General features: G+C 68.1%; 14 protein-coding genes and 1 other RNA gene. 4 read left to right on the top strand and 11 right to left on the bottom strand.

The genetic code is table 11. The annotated features are described in order from the left end of the window. From ACFFJC_RS08325 to ACFFJC_RS08310, 4 genes are all read right to left on the bottom strand, one after another. Positions 1–1,152 (bottom strand): hypothetical protein, encoded by a 1,152-nt coding sequence (locus ACFFJC_RS08325; RefSeq protein WP_379487024.1) that lies wholly within the window; start codon positions 1,150–1,152, stop codon positions 1–3. Beyond that, positions 1,149–2,576: a glycosyl transferase family protein gene (locus ACFFJC_RS08320; RefSeq protein ID WP_379487023.1), complete on the bottom strand. Its 1,428-nt coding sequence runs from the start codon at positions 2,574–2,576 to the stop codon at positions 1,149–1,151. Before ACFFJC_RS08320 ends, ACFFJC_RS08325 begins: the two co-directional genes overlap by 4 nt. A 215-nt stretch (positions 2,577–2,791) precedes the next feature. Further along, positions 2,792–3,223 (bottom strand): VOC family protein, encoded by a 432-nt coding sequence (locus ACFFJC_RS08315; protein ID WP_379487022.1) that lies wholly within the window; start codon positions 3,221–3,223, stop codon positions 2,792–2,794. A 209-nt stretch (positions 3,224–3,432) separates the two neighbouring features. Next, entirely contained in the window at positions 3,433–4,197 is a 765-nt protein-coding gene (locus ACFFJC_RS08310) for a TorF family putative porin (RefSeq protein WP_379487021.1), read from the bottom strand. A 322-nt stretch (positions 4,198–4,519) separates the two neighbouring features. On the opposite strand from ACFFJC_RS08310, the gene ACFFJC_RS08305 reads away from it, so the two are divergent. Further along, positions 4,520–5,221, top strand: coding sequence for a metallophosphoesterase (locus tag ACFFJC_RS08305; RefSeq protein WP_379487020.1), 702 nt, complete (start codon positions 4,520–4,522; stop codon positions 5,219–5,221). A 62-nt stretch (positions 5,222–5,283) separates the two neighbouring features. On the opposite strand, the gene rnpB is transcribed toward ACFFJC_RS08305, so the two are convergent. From rnpB to ACFFJC_RS08285, 4 genes are all read right to left on the bottom strand, one after another. After that, positions 5,284–5,759, bottom strand: an RNA gene (rnpB, locus tag ACFFJC_RS08300) — RNase P RNA component class A. Positions 5,760–5,769: 10 nt separating this feature from the next. Next, positions 5,770–6,474, bottom strand: a complete 705-nt coding sequence (locus ACFFJC_RS08295) for an N-acetylmuramoyl-L-alanine amidase (RefSeq protein WP_379487019.1) — start codon at positions 6,472–6,474, stop codon at positions 5,770–5,772. Positions 6,475–6,494: 20 nt separating this feature from the next. After that, positions 6,495–7,136 carry a histidine phosphotransferase family protein gene (locus tag ACFFJC_RS08290; protein WP_379487018.1) on the bottom strand — a complete coding sequence of 214 codons (642 nt, stop codon included), beginning with the start codon at positions 7,134–7,136 and terminating at the stop codon, positions 6,495–6,497. 40 nt (positions 7,137–7,176) lie between these two features. After that, positions 7,177–7,557 carry a M67 family metallopeptidase gene (locus ACFFJC_RS08285; RefSeq protein ID WP_379487017.1) on the bottom strand — a complete coding sequence of 127 codons (381 nt, stop codon included), beginning with the start codon at positions 7,555–7,557 and terminating at the stop codon, positions 7,177–7,179. 30 nt (positions 7,558–7,587) lie between these two features. Between ACFFJC_RS08285 and ACFFJC_RS08280 the strand changes: the two genes are divergently transcribed. Next, entirely contained in the window at positions 7,588–8,529 is a 942-nt protein-coding gene (locus tag ACFFJC_RS08280; RefSeq protein ID WP_379487016.1) for an RluA family pseudouridine synthase, read from the top strand. 95 nt (positions 8,530–8,624) lie between these two features. Next, the gene (rpoH, locus tag ACFFJC_RS08275; protein ID WP_379487015.1) at positions 8,625–9,530 is read left to right on the top strand and encodes an RNA polymerase sigma factor RpoH; all 906 of its coding nucleotides are present in this window, start codon (positions 8,625–8,627) and stop codon (positions 9,528–9,530) included. A 59-nt stretch (positions 9,531–9,589) separates the two neighbouring features. Here the strand turns inward: rpoH and ACFFJC_RS08270 are convergent, their stop codons facing one another. After that, positions 9,590–10,822, bottom strand: a complete 1,233-nt coding sequence (locus ACFFJC_RS08270) for an MFS transporter (RefSeq protein WP_379487014.1) — start codon at positions 10,820–10,822, stop codon at positions 9,590–9,592. Between the two features lie 225 nt (positions 10,823–11,047). On the opposite strand from ACFFJC_RS08270, the gene mtgA reads away from it, so the two are divergent. After that, complete coding sequence (mtgA, locus tag ACFFJC_RS08265; RefSeq protein ID WP_379487013.1) at positions 11,048–11,713, top strand: monofunctional biosynthetic peptidoglycan transglycosylase; 666 nt, start codon at positions 11,048–11,050, stop codon at positions 11,711–11,713. 53 nt (positions 11,714–11,766) lie between these two features. Here mtgA and ACFFJC_RS08260 read toward each other — a convergent pair whose 3' ends face one another. Together ACFFJC_RS08260 and ACFFJC_RS08255 are read right to left on the bottom strand one after the other, a co-directional pair. Next, positions 11,767–12,387, bottom strand: coding sequence for a carboxymuconolactone decarboxylase family protein (locus ACFFJC_RS08260; RefSeq protein ID WP_379487012.1), 621 nt, complete (start codon positions 12,385–12,387; stop codon positions 11,767–11,769). A gap of 151 nt (positions 12,388–12,538) precedes the next feature. Continuing rightward, on the bottom strand, positions 12,539–15,088 hold the full coding sequence (locus ACFFJC_RS08255; RefSeq protein WP_379487011.1) for a TonB-dependent receptor: 2,550 nt from the start codon (positions 15,086–15,088) through the stop codon (positions 12,539–12,541). Between the last annotated feature and the right edge of the window lie 177 nt (positions 15,089–15,265).

The following is a 15,265-nucleotide window of genomic DNA, read 5'->3' as shown; positions in this document are numbered from 1 at the left end:
TCAGAACCCTGCCGAGAGAGTGACCGCCGGGCCCGAGCCGGGCATCGCGTCGCCCGCCACGCGGAAGCGCCAGTCGACGGCGACACGCCCGTTCATGCCGCGGCCCAGCGGCATCGCCACCGTGGCGGAGGGGCCCGCGTCGATCCGCGCGGCGCCCTTCTGCACGCCGCCCCAGGCCCCGGCGCCGAGCCGCGCCTCGATGCTGCCTAGCTGCAGGAGCCGCCGGTCGGCCCGGACCTGGCCGTCGGCAAAGGGGGTGGCGAAGCGCCCGCCGACGTACCCGGCCTGCGCGTAGGCTTCGCCGCGAAAGCCTGCCGGCAGCGCGAACGGCGGCAGCTCGGTGATCGCCATGGCGGCGGGCTGGACGCGCCGCGTCCCGGACTGGTCGGTGACCCGCCCCTCCAACGCCGCCACGATCGGGACCGATGGCAGCGGCCGCGCCGAAAGGCCCAGCGCGAGCGCGGTCTCACGCACCTGCCCGGTGGCGGACGTGGACCGCAGGTACAGGGAAGGCACGTGCCGGTCGGTCGGCATCAGGCGGTAGCGCAGGACCGCGCCCGCCTGGCTGGCACCATAGGTCGCGGGCAGCGCGCCGGGCGATAGTCGCCCTGCTCCGCTCTCCCGCCGCAGCAAGGCCCAGGCATCCATCGACCAGCGGCGCGCACGCGCGGGCGGAAGCGCCAGGAACGGCCGGGTCGGAGCGGCAGCACCGCCCAGCAGGGCCGCCGTGATCGCGCCGGGCCCCTCTGGCGCGTAGAACCGCGGTGCCGGCGCAAGGCCGGCGAACTCGGCCGCCAGATGCCCCGCGGCGAACGGCGCCGGGCCGGGTTCGGGTCCGGTCGCGCCCGTCCCGGCCAGCGACCAGCCCGCCGCTCCGCCCGCGCCCGTAGCCGGGCGCCACCCCGCCAGGATCGGCGGCCCGCCGGCTGCGAAATAGATCGGCACCGGCTGCCCTCCTGGCGCGATCCTCGGCCCGTAGGCGTCCACAAAGCCCGGCTGCGACTGCGGCCCTGCTGCTTGCGATGGCTTCATGGAGGCGGATTCCTGTGCCTGCGGAGGCTCCCAGGAGGCGGCACGCCCCGCCACCCAGCCGCCGAGGAGCGCAAGCAGCGCGAAGACCGGGTGCCCGCGCGAGAGCCGCGGCGCGCTCATCGCAGCGCGGCTCCCGCCGAGGCGAACACCGGGTGCTCGTGGTGCTCGGTCTTCTCCCAGATCACCCCCGCCCCCCGCAGCGAGCGGACGTAGCTGACGAGCGCGCGCCGCCCGGCGAAGATCGCGATGAAGTTGGCGACGGGGATGCGCATCACCGCGCTCACCCCTTCAACGAACCCGTACTCGCGCGCCGTGAACAGGAAGCGGAAGACGCAGCGCCAGACGAATGCGACAGCGCAGGCGCGCAGCATCCACTGCAGGATAGGCGAGACCGGAACGCCGCCGTGGACCCCGCTCAGCGCCGCCAGGCCGAGCACGCCTTCCACCACCACGAGCACATAGCCGCAGGCGAGCACGATGGCGGTGAGCGGTCCGCGGCGGTCGCGCAGTGCCATCCACGAATCCACCAGGCGCCGGTCCCAGCCCAGCCGGTCCCAGCCCTGAAAGGCAATGCCGTGGATCCACCGCGACTTCTGGCGAATCGAATCCTCCAGCCGCGCGGGGAAGTAGGCCCTGGTGGCAACCAGCCCACCCTCGTCGTCCCGGACCCGCAGGAAGCGCGAACGGCCTCCTTCGCGCTGCACCAGCAGCCCCAGCTCGTAATCCTCGGTCAGGCAGTCAGCTGCGAAAGGACCGGCTGCGGGGAATGGCCCGGCCGCCTGGCCGCGGCGCACCGCGATGCGGGCGATGATCTCGCGCGAGAAGCCGCAGCCCACCCCGGCGGCCGGAAGTCCGGCCCCCAGTGCGTCACGCACCACCAGGCTCTTGGCGTGGGACTCGGTGAATTCGTCGGCATAGTGCGCCGCCACCCAGGGCGACGCGGGCTGGAGTTCGGGCCGGACGGGAAGCTGCACGAATTCGGCCTGCCCCAATGCGCCGTCGATCACCGCCAGCTCGGCCGCATGGACCATGTCCTCCGAATCGTGGAGGACGATCGAGCGATAGCGCCAGCCATAGTGCTGCTCGTCCCGGCAGAGTGCGGCATAGACCTGGTTGAGGCAGTCGGCCTTGGTGGTGGGGCCCGGTCGCTCGTTCACCACCACCCGGACCCGCGGGTCGTCTCCGGCCGCTTCCATGGCGGCGGCGATGGTCTCGGGATCGTTGCAGTAGCAACCGAGGTAGAGGACCAGCCCCTGCTGCCTCCAGGCGCCGAGCGCATGCGCGATGGTGTGGCCGATCACCGCGGATTCGCGCCAGGCCGCGATCAGCACCGCGGCGCGGCCTTCAAGCGGAGCCTCGGCGATGCCGCGACTGATGCGCGTGTCGCGTCCCCGGCCAGTGGCCCGCAGCCACAGCCAGCACACGTCGACCCCGATGTCGTCGAGCGCGCCGATCACGAACCAGAACGCCACGAACAACAGAAGCTCGCGCTCTGCCGTCTGAAGGCAGGCTACCGCATATTCCAGACCCTGTGCTGCCTGCACATGCCCCCCTCCGGCTGCCATCGCAGACAGCCGCTTGCCTCCAAACCCCGCTGTTCGGGACTATGAGGCGCAAGGGCGGCTCCGCCAATTCGCGGAATGGGCCATTTCACATAATTAACGGACGCATGCTCCAGCCAACCGAAGGACGGCTCCCGCACGGGGAAAAGCGCCCGCCCTGCCCGGCTTTACGGGACGGCGCAGGCGACTTGGCATGGTTACCAGCTGCCCACGTTGGGCATGCTGGCCCAGGGCTCGGCGGGTTCGAGATGCCCGTCTTGCAGCAGTTCCACCGAGATGCCGTCGGGCGTGCGGACGAAAGCCATGTGCCCGTCGCGCGGCGGCCGGTTGATGGTCACGCCGGCGTCCTGCAGCCGCTGGCAGGTGGCGTAGATGTCATCGACGCGAAAGGCGAGATGGCCGAAGTTCCGGCCGCCGGTATAGGCCTCGGGCGCGCTGCCGGGCTCCGGCCAGTTGTAGGTCAGTTCCACTTCCGCGTCCTCCTGACCGGGAGGTGCGACGAAGATGAGCGTGAAGCGGCCCTTCTCGTTCGAGAACCGCCGCGTTTCCTTGAGGCCGATCAGTTCGAAGAAGCGTATCGTCGCTTCGGGATCGGTCACGCGGATCATCGTGTGCAGGTAGCGGGTCATGGAGCCTTCTCAGTTCGTCTGCGCGGTGTGCGCTTCGCCGGTGGAACCTTCCTGCGTCGCGACGGGCGTACGGCCGCGGAAAGGTACGAGGAGCGAAGATAGTCCCGCGCCGAGCGCAGACAAGGCCATGACGCGCGCCGACCGCCGATCACGCCGGATCGCGCGCGGGAAGCCCGCCCGGGCCGGGCCGGGCGAGCCTCTTCCGGGGATCAGAACGAGGCGGTCAGCGTCGCCACGACGGTGTCGTCGGTATAGCTGTCGAGGCTCTGCCCGGTGACGCCGACGTAGGACACGCTGAGCGAGAGCGGACCCAGGATCGTCGCCGAAGCGCCCAGCGACCAGTCCAGGCCGCTCTTGTCGCCATCGCAGTAGTAGCACGGCGCCAGCACGCCGTCGGCATAGCCCAGGTGGCCGGAGACGGTCAGCGGCGTGTCGGGGATGCCGATATCGACATTGCCGTAGAGGTAGAGGTTGTCGTCCTTGGAACCGTCGTTGGCGTTGGGCAGAGCCTTCTGGCTCCAGGCGTAGTTGAGCCCCACCTTGATCTTGGCCGGGCCAGCCTGGCCGGTGAGCGAGGCGTAGGGTTCGAAGAACTCGGCATCGCCCACGTGGCCGTTAGGGTAGGCGTAATAGAGCAGCCCGACGTCGGCGGTGAGGCCGGACGAGACCTCTCCGGTCCAGCCGCCGAAAAGGTCCACCTCGCTGTGGCCGTAGGTGTCGCCCAGGTCGATCGAGGAGGCCCAGGTCGCGATGTAGAAGCCGCTGGCGTGCGAGACGGTGATGCCGCCCTGGATCGCCGGATCGCCCTCGGACTGCGAGACGCCGCGGAAGCGGTAGTCGGTGGTCAGCGCCGCGCTGCCGGTGACGGTGAATTCGGCGGGCGGCTCGGCGTCCTGCGCGAAGGCCGGAGCGGCGGCGAGCGTGGTCCCGACAAGGAGAGCGGCGGCGAAAGCGCCGCGGACGGACAGAAGCATGATCGTTCCCTCACAAAGTGATTGTCTTGCTTTGTCCCGCCTGCGTCCCCTGCAGGGCGCCTCGACAGGGCGCCGCTTGCGAGGGCCCTGACTTGCTGCATCGCACCCCCTCCCTGCACAAGAAAAATTTCAATATGGCAATTTTTGAGAAATAAAGTGTGGGCTTTTTGCAACGCAACATGGGTGAGCATGCCGCGGCTTGTCCGCCCCCCCGCGCAGGCCTATAGGGCTCTCAACCGTGCAGAGTTTCCTTCGCAAGCTTCGGGGCCGAGTCGAGACGCGGCGAGCCCCTTCGATCCCTTCCGGTGAACGCGTGTATGCCGTGGGCGACATCCACGGCCGGCTCGACCTGTTCGAGCAACTGCTTCAGACCATCGATGCGGACGACGCGCGCCGCCCCCGTGCCCAGACCACGATCATCCTTCTCGGCGACCTCGTCGACCGGGGGCTCGAGAGCGCCGCCGTGGTGGCCCGGGCCCGGCGGCTCGAGCGCGAGCGCAATGTGGAGCTGATCCAGGGCAATCACGAGGAGATGATGCTCGTCGGCCGCGAGGATCCCGAGGCGCTGCGCGGCTTCCTGCGGTTCGGCGGGATGGAGACCCTGCTTTCCTACGGGATCGACAAGGCCGTGCTGCTGTCCGGCGACATCGAGGACGTGCAGCGCCGCATGAACGCGGCCATCCCCGAGGAGGACTTCGCCTTCCTCGGCCGCTTCAAGAAGATGGTCCGCATCGGCGACTACGCCTTCGTCCACGCCGGCGTCCGGCCCGACATGCCGCTCGAGCACCAGATGGGACGGGACTGCCGCTGGATTCGCGAGCCGTTCCTGAGCCACCGCGGCGACTTCGGCGCCTTCGTGATCCACGGCCACACCATCACGCCCGAGCCCGACGTGTGCGAGAACCGCATCGGCATCGACACCGGCGCCTTCATCCACGGCACCCTGACAGCCATCGGGCTGGAGGGAACGGACCGCTGGTTTCTCCAGGCACACGAGGACCAACTCAGTCGCAAGGTCGGGTGATCGCGCGGCGTCCGGCCAAGCCGGTGCACGCTTGCGAAGACGGGAATGCGACCGCTCCACGATGCGCCGGGGAGCCTGTAAGCCGGGTTCTGTGCCGGACGCGGTTTCCTTCAGGCCCGAAGCCCAAGAGACCTGCGCCGCAGCGGCAGCCATTCCTCTAGGCGACGCATCGCTGCGCCGCTCAAGCGACCAACCCGGGCTGCCTGGGTCCGAAACAGACCCGCCGTTCGAGACGGCGCGCAGCCCCTATTCGGTCTTGCTCCGGGTGGGGTTTGCCATGCCGCTTGCCGTTGCCGGCAGCGCGGTGCGCTCTTACCGCACCCTTTCACCCTTACCGTCCCGCACCCGTCGACAAGCTCGGGATGGACGGGATTGGCGGTTTGCTCTCTGTGGCACTTTCCCTGAACTTCGGGCGGCGTGAGCCCCCCTCGCCCGGCGGGCGTTACCCGCCACCCTTGTTTCGTGGAGCCCGGACTTTCCTCGGCCTCGGCCTGGCTCATGCGAGCCCGGCGAAGGACGCGGCTGCCCGGCTCCCCGGCGCAAGCGGGTCACCTAGCACGGCCGATGTCGCGTTCCAACAGGAGTTCGAACAGAATCCCGCCGATCTCGCCGTCCAGCTCGCCATCGACGATCTCGGGCCGCCAGCGGCGCTGGAACGCCGCCACCGCGGCGCGGCCGTCGGTGATGTCGTAGCCGAAGCGCTCCAGCGCCAGGTAGAAGGCGCCGGGATTGTCGTAGAACAGGTTCATCTTGGCGCGGGGGATCTCCAGCGCCAGGCCGAGCTGGCCGAGGCGCGGCCAGTCGAAGTACTCGCCCGGGTCCTGCTTGCGCGCGGGGGCGACGTCCGAGTGGCCGACGACGTTGGCCCGCGGGACGTCATGACGATCGACGATGTCGGCCAGCAGCGGCAGCAGCGCATCCATCTGCGGCTCGGGGAATGGGCGATAGCCCCACTCGTGTCCGGGATTGACCAGCTCGATGCCCACGCTGGCCGAGTTCACGTCGGTGATCCCGCGCCAGTACGCGCGGCCCGCATGCCACGCCCGCTTGTCCTCGGGTACCAGCGAGACGACGGTGCCGTCCTCGTCGATCATGTAGTGGGCGGAGACCTCGGCAGCCGGATCGCACATGCGCGCCAGCGCCTCGTCCGCGGACTTCATGCCCGTGTAGTGCAGCACGACCATGCTGACCGGCAGCTTGCGTTCGTTCCAGTTGGGGGAGTCGACCTTCCGATTGACCAGCCAGCGGTTCATCGCTCGCCCCCCTTTCCGGCTCAGGCTCGTGGCAGTACGGCGCCAAGGACCAGCGCGTCCTCGGCCAGCACATGCTGGAGCTGCCCGCCGAGTTCGCGCGCCAGCTGGTCGAGCATCGCGGCAGGGGCGGTCCGGCTGGACAGCTCGCTTTCGGGCAGCGACCCCTCCAGCGCGCGGCCCACGTCGCGGTCGAAGGCGATGCGGGGCCCGGAGGCGCGCACGACCAGTTCGCTGGCTCCCTCACGGAACTCGCCGGCGATGTCGAGCGTGCCGCCGCGCGGCAGCGCCTCAAGGCCGATCAGGGCGAAGTTCAGCAGCGTCTTGATCGCCGCCTTGGGCAGCGAACTGCTCGGCAGCGCCCAGTTGATCTGGATGCGGGCGTTGTTCGCCACCAGCGCATCGACCAGCACCCGCGCCTCGCCGACCGGCACCATCTCGCCGAAGCCGCCGGCCGCACCGAAGGCGAGGCGGAAGAACTTGAGCTTGTCCGCCGAAATCCGCGCGCTCTGGTCCAGCAGCTCGAAGCAGCGCTGGCGCATCGCCGGGTCCTTCTCCTCCGCCAGCAGTTCGAGCCCGTTGGTCAGGGCGCCCACGGGGCTGAGCATGTCATGGCAGAGGCGCGAACACAGGAGGCTGGCAAGTTCGAGCGAACTCGTGGTCATGGCTGGGACAACTTTCCGTACGTCTTAGCTGCGCGCGGCATCACGCCACCACGCGCAGGTGCAAAGGTGCGAATCCATTGGCGTTATCGTGCCAGAAAGCAACCTCGCCAGCGGCGATGATCGCCCAGATGCGCGAATCCCCGGTGGAATGTTCCCGGTCGGTGGCCGAGGGCACGGGGCACCCCTTGGGGTGCGAGTGATAGTAGCCCAGCACCTGCGGCCCGCCCGCCCGCGCCGCCTTGTGCGCGGCCAGCAGGGCCAGCGGGTCGATCTCGAACCGGACGCGGCGATCCTGCGCCACGTTGGCCGCCGGTCTGGCGATGGCGATCCGCCCCTCGCGGCCCAGGAGGAGGCCGCAGCACTCCTCCACCCCGGCGGCGCGCGCTTCCTCCAGCAATGTGGCCAGAACGCCACTTGTCACTTCGACAACCATCCCCAAATCGTACCTGCAATGGGGGTCTGCGCAAACATCATCGAAGGCGTCGTCGGTGCGCCCGGCCGCATCGACAAGGCGCTCGCCGAGGCCAGCGGGCTGTCGCGCGAACGCGTCAAGGCGCTGCTCGGCGAAGGCCGCGTGCGCCTGTCCGGAGCCGCGGTGACGCAGGCCTCGCTCAAGGTGGAGCCGGGCACGCCCTTTGCCATCGAGGTGCCGGAGGCCGCCCCCGCCGAAGCGGTGCCGCAGGACATCCCGCTGGCGATCGTGTTCGAGGACGACGACCTGATCGTCGTCGACAAGCCCGCCGGCCTCGTCGTCCATCCCGCCGCCGGCAACCTCGACGGCACGCTGGTGAACGCCCTGCTCCACCACTGCCGCGGCCGCCTGTCGGGGATCGGCGGCGTGGCCCGGCCCGGCATCGTCCATCGCATCGACAAGGACACCTCGGGCCTGCTGGTGGTCGCCAAGTCCGACCGCGCGCACGAAGGCCTCGCCGCCCAGTTCGCCGATCACTCGATCGTGCGCGCCTACCGCGCGGTGGTCGGCGGGCGCCCGGTTCCGGCGGCGGGCACCGTCCGCGGCGCCATTGCCCGCTCGGTCCACGATCGCAAGAAGATGGCGCTGGTCGAGGACGGACGCGGCAAGCACGCGGTGACCCATTTCCGCAGCTTGGAAGCGCTGCGCGGGGCCACCGTGGTCGAATGCCGGCTGGAGACCGGACGGACGCACCAGGTGCGCGTTCACATGGCGTCAATCGGCCATGGGCTATTGGGGGACCCGGTATATGGGCGAACACCTAGTACATTGCGGCAGAGCCTCCAGCGGCTCGGATTTTCCCGCCAGGCGTTACACGCTGCGGAACTCGGTTTCGTTCACCCCGTTTCAGGACAAAGCGTCCAGTTCGCCAGCCCTCTGCCCGACGACATGCAGACACTGATCGACGAACTGCGACACTGAAATCGCTATAATGTGCTATCGTGAACAGGTGGCCGCAAGCTAAGACGCCTTCAAGGGTCTTCGACCGTGTGCCGACCTAGAAAGGACGGATGACCATGAGCAACAACCAACGCAGCCTGCCGAGCGTGCCGGCTCTGGGCGGTGAGCAGAGCCTCAACCGCTACCTGTCCGAAATCCGGAAGTTTCCCGTCTTGGCTCCGGAGCAGGAATATATGCTCGCCAAGCGCTACAAGGAACATGAGGATCCGGAAGCCGCCGCGCAACTGGTGACCAGCCACCTTCGACTCGTGGCGAAGATCGCGATGGGCTATCGCGGCTACGGCCTCCCCGTGTCCGAGCTGATTTCCGAAGGGAACATCGGCCTGATGCAGGGCGTCAAGAAGTTCGAGCCCGACCGCGGCTTCCGCCTCGCCACTTACGCCATGTGGTGGATCAAGGCCTCGATCCAGGAGTTCATCCTGCGCTCGTGGTCGCTGGTGAAGATGGGCACCACCGCCGCGCAGAAGAAGCTGTTCTTCAACCTGCGCCGGATGAAGAAGAACCTCGACGCCTACGAGGACACCGACCTGCATCCGGAAGACGTCGCCAAGATAGCGACCACCCTCGGCGTGTCCGAGCAGGAAGTGGTCAACATGAACCGGCGCATGATGATGGGCGGCGATGCCTCGCTCAACGTCTCGCTCCGGGAAGAAGGCGAAGGCCAGTGGATGGACATCCTCGCCGATGACCGCCCGCTGCAGGACGAGACCGTCGCGGACGCCGAGGAAGCCTCGGTGCGCCACGACATGCTGGTTGAGGCCATGGGCGCCCTCAACGACCGCGAGCGGGACATTCTGATGGAGCGGCGCCTGACCGACGATCCCAAGACGCTGGAGGAACTCAGCCAGGTCTACTCCGTCAGCCGCGAGCGCGTGCGCCAGATCGAGGTGCGGGCGTTCGAGAAGCTGCAGAAGGCGATGAACCGCATCGCCGGCGAGAAGAAGCTGCTGCCGGCGACCTGACAGGGATCGCGCGCGAATTACCGGCGGCCGGGCGGAGACGCCCGGCCGCTTTTCTTTCGTCAGGGCGTCTCCTCCCGCGGGTGCAGCCGCAGGAACGGCACCCAGAACAGCGCGGCCACCGCCACTGCGGCGAAGGTCCAGAGCATGCCGGTGTAGCTCCCCGTCACGTCGTAGATGAAGCCGAAGAGCGGCGGCGTCGCCAGCAGCGCCAGCAGGATCGTGCCCGACAGCAGGCCCATCGCCCGGCCCACCCCGCGCTGGCCGAAGATGCGCGGGGCGAGGTAGCTCTCGGCCGGGACCATCAGCCCGCCGAACAGCCCCGTCAGCGCCACGCCCAGGGCGATCATGCCGTAGCCCGCTTCCGCCCGGGTCAGGCAGGCCATGCCCGCCGCGAAGCCACCGAGCGCGCCGAACATGAGCTTGCGCGGCCCCAGCCGGTCCGCCAGCGCCGCGAAGTTGAGCTTGGCGACGAAGCTGCACCCCGAATAGACCGAGACCAGCGGCGCGGCCTGCGCCGCGCTCACCCCGGTGTCGATCGCCAGCGGCGCGAGATTGGTGATCATGCCCTTCATCCCCGCGGTGACGATCGCCACCGTGAGCGCGATCATCCAGAACGCCGGGTCCGACAGGATGCGCGATGCCGAAAGCGGCGCCCGGCCCAGTTCCGCCTGTGCCAGCTGCGCCGGCGCCTCCGCGCCGTCGGGATGAAGCCCGCGGTCGGAGGGGCGGTCGATGACCAGCAGGGCGGCGGGCACCGTCCAGAGGAGCAGCACCAGGGCCAGCGCCTGCAACGCCGAACGCCAGGCGAAGGCGGCGAGCAGGCCCGAGATGACCAGCGGGAACAGGAAGCCGCCCGCCGATATGCCGGCGATGGCGATGCCGATCGCGCGGCCCCGCTTCGCCGCGAACCAGCGCGAGAGCAGCACCGTGATGGCGACCGGCCCGATCAGCACGTTGGCAGGCGCAATCAGGACGCCGAACACCACCAGCACCTGCGCGAAGGACGTCGCCAGCGAGATCGCGGCGTAGCCGAGCGCCAGGCACAGTCCCCCTGCCACCATCATGCGGCGCAGCGGCATCCGGTCCAGCAGGGTTCCGAGCAAGGGCGCGAGCACGGCGCTGGTTCCGGACAGCACGGTCATCGCCAGCATCAGCACGGTGCGGCTGGGCCGGAACTCGGCCGCCAGGGGCACTGCCACGATCGAATAGGTGGCGGCGATCATGCCCGAGGCCGCCAGCAGCAGGAATCCTGCCGCCACTTGCCTCCATCCCACGCCGAAGGATGCCGCCATCCGCTGTCTCCCGTTCACTTGTCTGAGCTGCCTTATCGGCACGGCAAGTCGAAACTGCAAACGCAACGTCGCTTATGCGAACGTCATCGGCCAGGCAGGTTCTGCCAGACAGCCTGCCCGTCACGCCGCGGGTGCAAATTCGCCATGCCTGCTGGTGCAACCCCTGCTCTTTCGACTAGACGAAGGGTCCGGTCCTTTTCCGCTTCTCCAAGGTCAGCCTCGTCCATGCGCCTGCTTGCCAAGATCGTCATCTGGTTCATCGCCATCAGCGTGGGCCTGACGGTGCTCTACCGCTTCGTCCCGCCGCCGGTGACGGTGACGATGCTGGTGGACGGCAACGGGATCACCAAGGACTGGGAGCCGTTGAGCCGGATTGACCGCAACATGGTGGCCGCCGCCATTGCGGCGGAGGACGGCAAGTTCTGCTCGCACAACGGCTTCGACACCGACGCGATCGAGAAGGCGATGGAGCGCAACGCCAGCGGCGGCCGCCTGCGCGGCGGATCGACGATCAGCCAGCAGACCGCCAAGAACGTCTTCCTGTGGCAGGGCGAGGGCTGGACCCGCTACCTGCGCAAGGGGCTGGAGGTCTGGTTCACCTTCCTGGTCGAGACCCTCTGGGACAAGCGCCGGATTATGGAGGTGTACCTCAACGTCGCGGAGACCGGCATCGGCACTTATGGGGTGGAGGCCGGGGCGCAGCGCTATTGGGGCCAGTCCGCAGCCCACCTGACGCCGACCCAGGCCGGCCGCATGGCCGCGGCGCTGCCGAGCCCGAAGACCCGCTCGGTGAAGAACCCCTCGGGCTTCACCCGCCGCTACGGCAACACCATCGCCGCGCGGATCGGCACCGTGAAGCGCGAGGGCTTCGACGCCTGCGTCTACGAATGAACGCGCAGGGTCGAGAGCGGCGGGCCCAGAGCGCCGGGCCCAGAGCGGCGGGCCTACCGCGCGGAGAGGCCCTGCCCGTGCTCGGTCAGCCGTGTGCGCAGGCTGTTCTGGACATAAGCGGTCATCACGTAGTGACCCACCAGGATCGGCAGTTCGACCAGTTGCCGCTCGTCGAGGTGATCGGCCAGCACCGCCCACGTCGCGTCGCCGATCATCGCGTCGGCGTGCAGTTCCTCGGCCGCGCACAGCACCGCCCGGTCGAGATCGTCCCACCCGCCGGCGGCCGCCCCTTGCGTGATCCGCGCGATCTCGTCTGGCGAAAACAGCCGTTCCCGGGTGGCATGGACATGCTCGCCCCAGGCGTAGGGGGCGCCGCATAGCCAGCTGGTCCGCAGGATCGCCAGCTCGCGCACGCGCGCCGGCAGCGCCGAGCGGGTCGAAGCGGTGACGCCCAGCGCCATGTACCCGGCGAAGAACTCGGGACTGTGCGCCAGGTTGGCGAAGAACGGCGCCAGCGGCATCCCCTCGGGATAGCCGTAGAGCAGCCGCAGCTGCTCCATCGCCTCGAGGTGGCGCGCATCCAGGCTGTCCTCGCCCAGGAAGCTCAGCCGCTCGCGCCCGCCCAGGACCTGCCGGTCGCGCGCGGCTGCATCCCCCGTCTCGTCCCAAGCCATCGTCCTCTCCCTCGGCGCCGAGGCTATCCGAGCGCATCCGCGAGGCAACCCCTAGCCGCGTTTACCGCCTGGAGGATGGACAAGGCGCAAAGAGAAAGGGAGGGACCTTGCGGCCCCTCCCTTCCCTGTTCCGTGACCGGATCGGTCGCGATCAGAAGCCGAAGCTGATCGAACCGATGAAGGTGCGCGGCGAACCGATCTGCGCGAACGGCACCGAGGTGTCCGACGTACCCGCGCCGTCGAAGCCGCCGACATAAAGCTTGTCGAAGACGTTCAGGACGTTGAGCTGCAGGAAGGTCTTGTCGCCCAGACCTGCGAACTCGAGGCTGACCTTGGCGTCGAGGTCCACCAGCGTGTAGGCCGGGGTCTTCTTGCCATAGACCTGCGTGCCGGAGACGGTGATCGGCAGGTTCACGTCGTTGACGTAACGCGGGCCGGTGCGCTTGACCTGCGCGCCGAGCGAGACCGGGCCGATGTTGCCGTCGGCGCGGGCGCCGAAGGTGTAGACCGGAGCGCCGGCTTCGCGCTTGCCCTTGGTCGGGGCGAACGCACCCGCGCCGGTCTCGACGTCCTGCTTGATCTCCGACTTCAGGTACGAACCGAAGAGGTAGATGCTGGCTTCGGGGATCGGGCGGACAGCCAGGCTGCCGTCGATGCCGTACTTGTCCACGCGGCCGAGGTTACGGTAGATCGTGACGTTGAGGTCACGGTCATATGCCGAAGCCAGGCGGTTGTGGTAGATCGTGTACCAGCCGGTCACCATCGCCTGGATGATGCCCGAGGTGTAGCGGACGCCCAGGTCGAAGTTGTCGGTCGTTTCCACGCCCGGCGTCGCCTGCTCCGAGTCCTCGGGGAACCAGAACGACTGGTAGAGGTTGTCGGTGCCCGGGGGCTGCAGGCCCTTCGAGTAGTTGAAGTTGACGCTCGCCTCGTCGGTGAAGTCATAGACGAAGCCGGCGTTCGGCAGCACCTTGTTGTACTTGAAGATACGCTGCTGCGGCAGGGCGTAGAGCGGGTTCGCCGCGGCATAGGTCGCCTGGTCCGCCGCGTTGGTGGTGAAGCAGTCCACGAAGCCCGTAGCGCTCGAGGCCAGGCAGTTGTTGGTCAGGTTGCGCTTGAAGAACGGTGCGCGCACGCCGATGTTCACGTGCAGCGTGTCGTTCATGTAGTCGCCCGAGTATTCACCCGAAACCTGATGCAGGATCGCGTAGGACAGGCGGTCGCGCTTCTGGAGGACGTTGCCCTCGGCGTCGGTCAGCGCGTCGTCCGAGAAGACGTCGGTGGCGAAACCGTTGGGCTTGATCAGGCTGGTCTCGCCGGTCTGGCGGTGACGGCCGCGATCGTACGAGTAGGCGATACGAACGCGGTTGTAGTCGTCGAAGTCGTAGCGCAGCGACGCGATGACGCCCAGGCGCCAGGTCTCGGTGTTGCTCGGCGCCAGGACGCGGACCTGATCGAGCGTGTCGCCGTCGCCGTTAAGGTCGACGCCGCCGAAGTAAGGCGAACCGCCCAGGTAGCCGGACACCTGCTGTGCCAACGTGATGGCGCTGCGGGTGGCGTTGGCGCTCTGCGTGTAGAACCCTTCGCGCGCGACGACGGTGCCGCCGCCGTTGGCCTTGGTGTACTGGATGCTGGGGTCGACGGTCAGCGTCAGCTTGTCGCTGAGCGTGAACTTCGAGTTGATGCGGATGTTGCCGGTGTTCGACGGGTTGAAGCGGTACTCGTAGAGCGAACCGCAGCTGTCGGAAGGAAGGATCTCGGCCACACCGCTGATGCCCGGCGAGATCGGGCAGCGTGCGGCGTCGTAGGCGCCAACGTCGTAGTCATCGCGCTCGGCGCGGCTGTTCGGGAAGCGACCCACGTTGGAGGCGCTGTTGACCGGACGGCTCGGATCGTTGCGCAGCGGCACCGAACCGAAGAAGTTGTTGCGGTTGCGGTTCCAGTGGCCTGCGATCGAGATGAAGTCGCCGTTGTCGCCCAGCGGCTGGTAGATCTTGGCGTTCAGCTGCATCTTGTCGATCTTGCCGATCTTGCCGAAGACCGCGTCGTTGGTCGCCTTGGAAGCCGCGAAGAACGCCTTGGTGCCGCTCGAGTTCAGGACGCCGGTATCGATCTCACCGAACATGCGGAAGAAGTTGAAGTCACCGACCGAACCCAGCATGCGCGCGCCGAATTCGTCGGTGGGGTTGCGGGTGCGGTAGTTGACGGTCGAGCCCGTGGCCGCCGCAGTCGGCGAGTCGACGTCGGTGGTGCCGAGGTTGACGTTGACCTGCTCGATCAGCTCGGGGTCGAGCTGCTGGTTCGAATAGAGCGCGTAGCCGCCGGTGTCGTTCAGCGGGATACCGTCGAAGGTCTGCGAGATGCGACCATCGTCGAAGCCGCGGATCGTCAGCGTGCCGCCGGCCGAACCGAACGGGTCGTTGTTCTGGAAGCTGACGCCCGGAACCAGGTTGATGATGTCGTTGATCGACTGACCGGGCGCCTGCGTGGAGATGATCTCCTGCGTCAGGACCTGCTTGGCCTTGGTGGTGTTCGGGACCTGAACGCCGGCAACGCCGCGCTCGACCTGGCCGGTGACGACGATCTCGCCTTCTTCGAAGTCGACCGAACCGGTCGACTGCGCGAAAGCGGGCACCGCAAGGAACGCGGCGCCGACGGCCAGGGTGCTGGTCGCCGTGGAGAGGAGGGAGTGAATCTTCATCGTATGCCCCTGAGCTTGTCAGACGGAAATGATCACAATGTGCGACGAACTGCTCGCGCCGCATGATTGCTGCGGCTGCTAAGAGCAGTGCCATATGACAGCTTTCTGACACATGGGACTCATTTGACGGACACGGCACCATTTTTTGTGACACTATGGTAACAGGAATGAGATTTT

The organism is Novosphingobium soli, assembly GCF_042432915.1.
Classification (GTDB): domain Bacteria; phylum Pseudomonadota; class Alphaproteobacteria; order Sphingomonadales; family Sphingomonadaceae; genus Novosphingobium; species Novosphingobium soli.
This window is presented reverse-complemented; position numbering and strand designations above follow the sequence as displayed.

Bases quoted from the DNA above. Each gene is read 5' to 3' on its own strand.
- ACFFJC_RS08260 (WP_379487012.1), bottom strand. From the start codon at position 12,387: ATGGCTTGGGACGAGACGGGGGATGCAGCCGCGCGCGACCGGCAGGTC.
- ACFFJC_RS08295 (WP_379487019.1), bottom strand. From the start codon at position 6,474: ATGAACCGCTGGCTGGTCAATCGGAAGGTCGACTCCCCCAACTGGAAC.
- ACFFJC_RS08325 (WP_379487024.1), bottom strand. From the start codon at position 1,152: ATGAGCGCGCCGCGGCTCTCGCGCGGGCACCCGGTCTTCGCGCTGCTT.
- ACFFJC_RS08270 (WP_379487014.1), bottom strand. From the start codon at position 10,822: ATGGCGGCATCCTTCGGCGTGGGATGGAGGCAAGTGGCGGCAGGATTC.
- ACFFJC_RS08315 (WP_379487022.1), bottom strand. From the start codon at position 3,223: ATGACCCGCTACCTGCACACGATGATCCGCGTGACCGATCCCGAAGCG.
- ACFFJC_RS08280 (WP_379487016.1), top strand. From the start codon at position 7,588: ATGGGGGTCTGCGCAAACATCATCGAAGGCGTCGTCGGTGCGCCCGGC.
- rpoH (WP_379487015.1), top strand. From the start codon at position 8,625: ATGAGCAACAACCAACGCAGCCTGCCGAGCGTGCCGGCTCTGGGCGGT.
- ACFFJC_RS08255 (WP_379487011.1), bottom strand. From the start codon at position 15,088: ATGAAGATTCACTCCCTCCTCTCCACGGCGACCAGCACCCTGGCCGTC.
- mtgA (WP_379487013.1), top strand. From the start codon at position 11,048: ATGCGCCTGCTTGCCAAGATCGTCATCTGGTTCATCGCCATCAGCGTG.
- ACFFJC_RS08310 (WP_379487021.1), bottom strand. From the start codon at position 4,197: ATGCTTCTGTCCGTCCGCGGCGCTTTCGCCGCCGCTCTCCTTGTCGGG.
- ACFFJC_RS08290 (WP_379487018.1), bottom strand. From the start codon at position 7,136: ATGACCACGAGTTCGCTCGAACTTGCCAGCCTCCTGTGTTCGCGCCTC.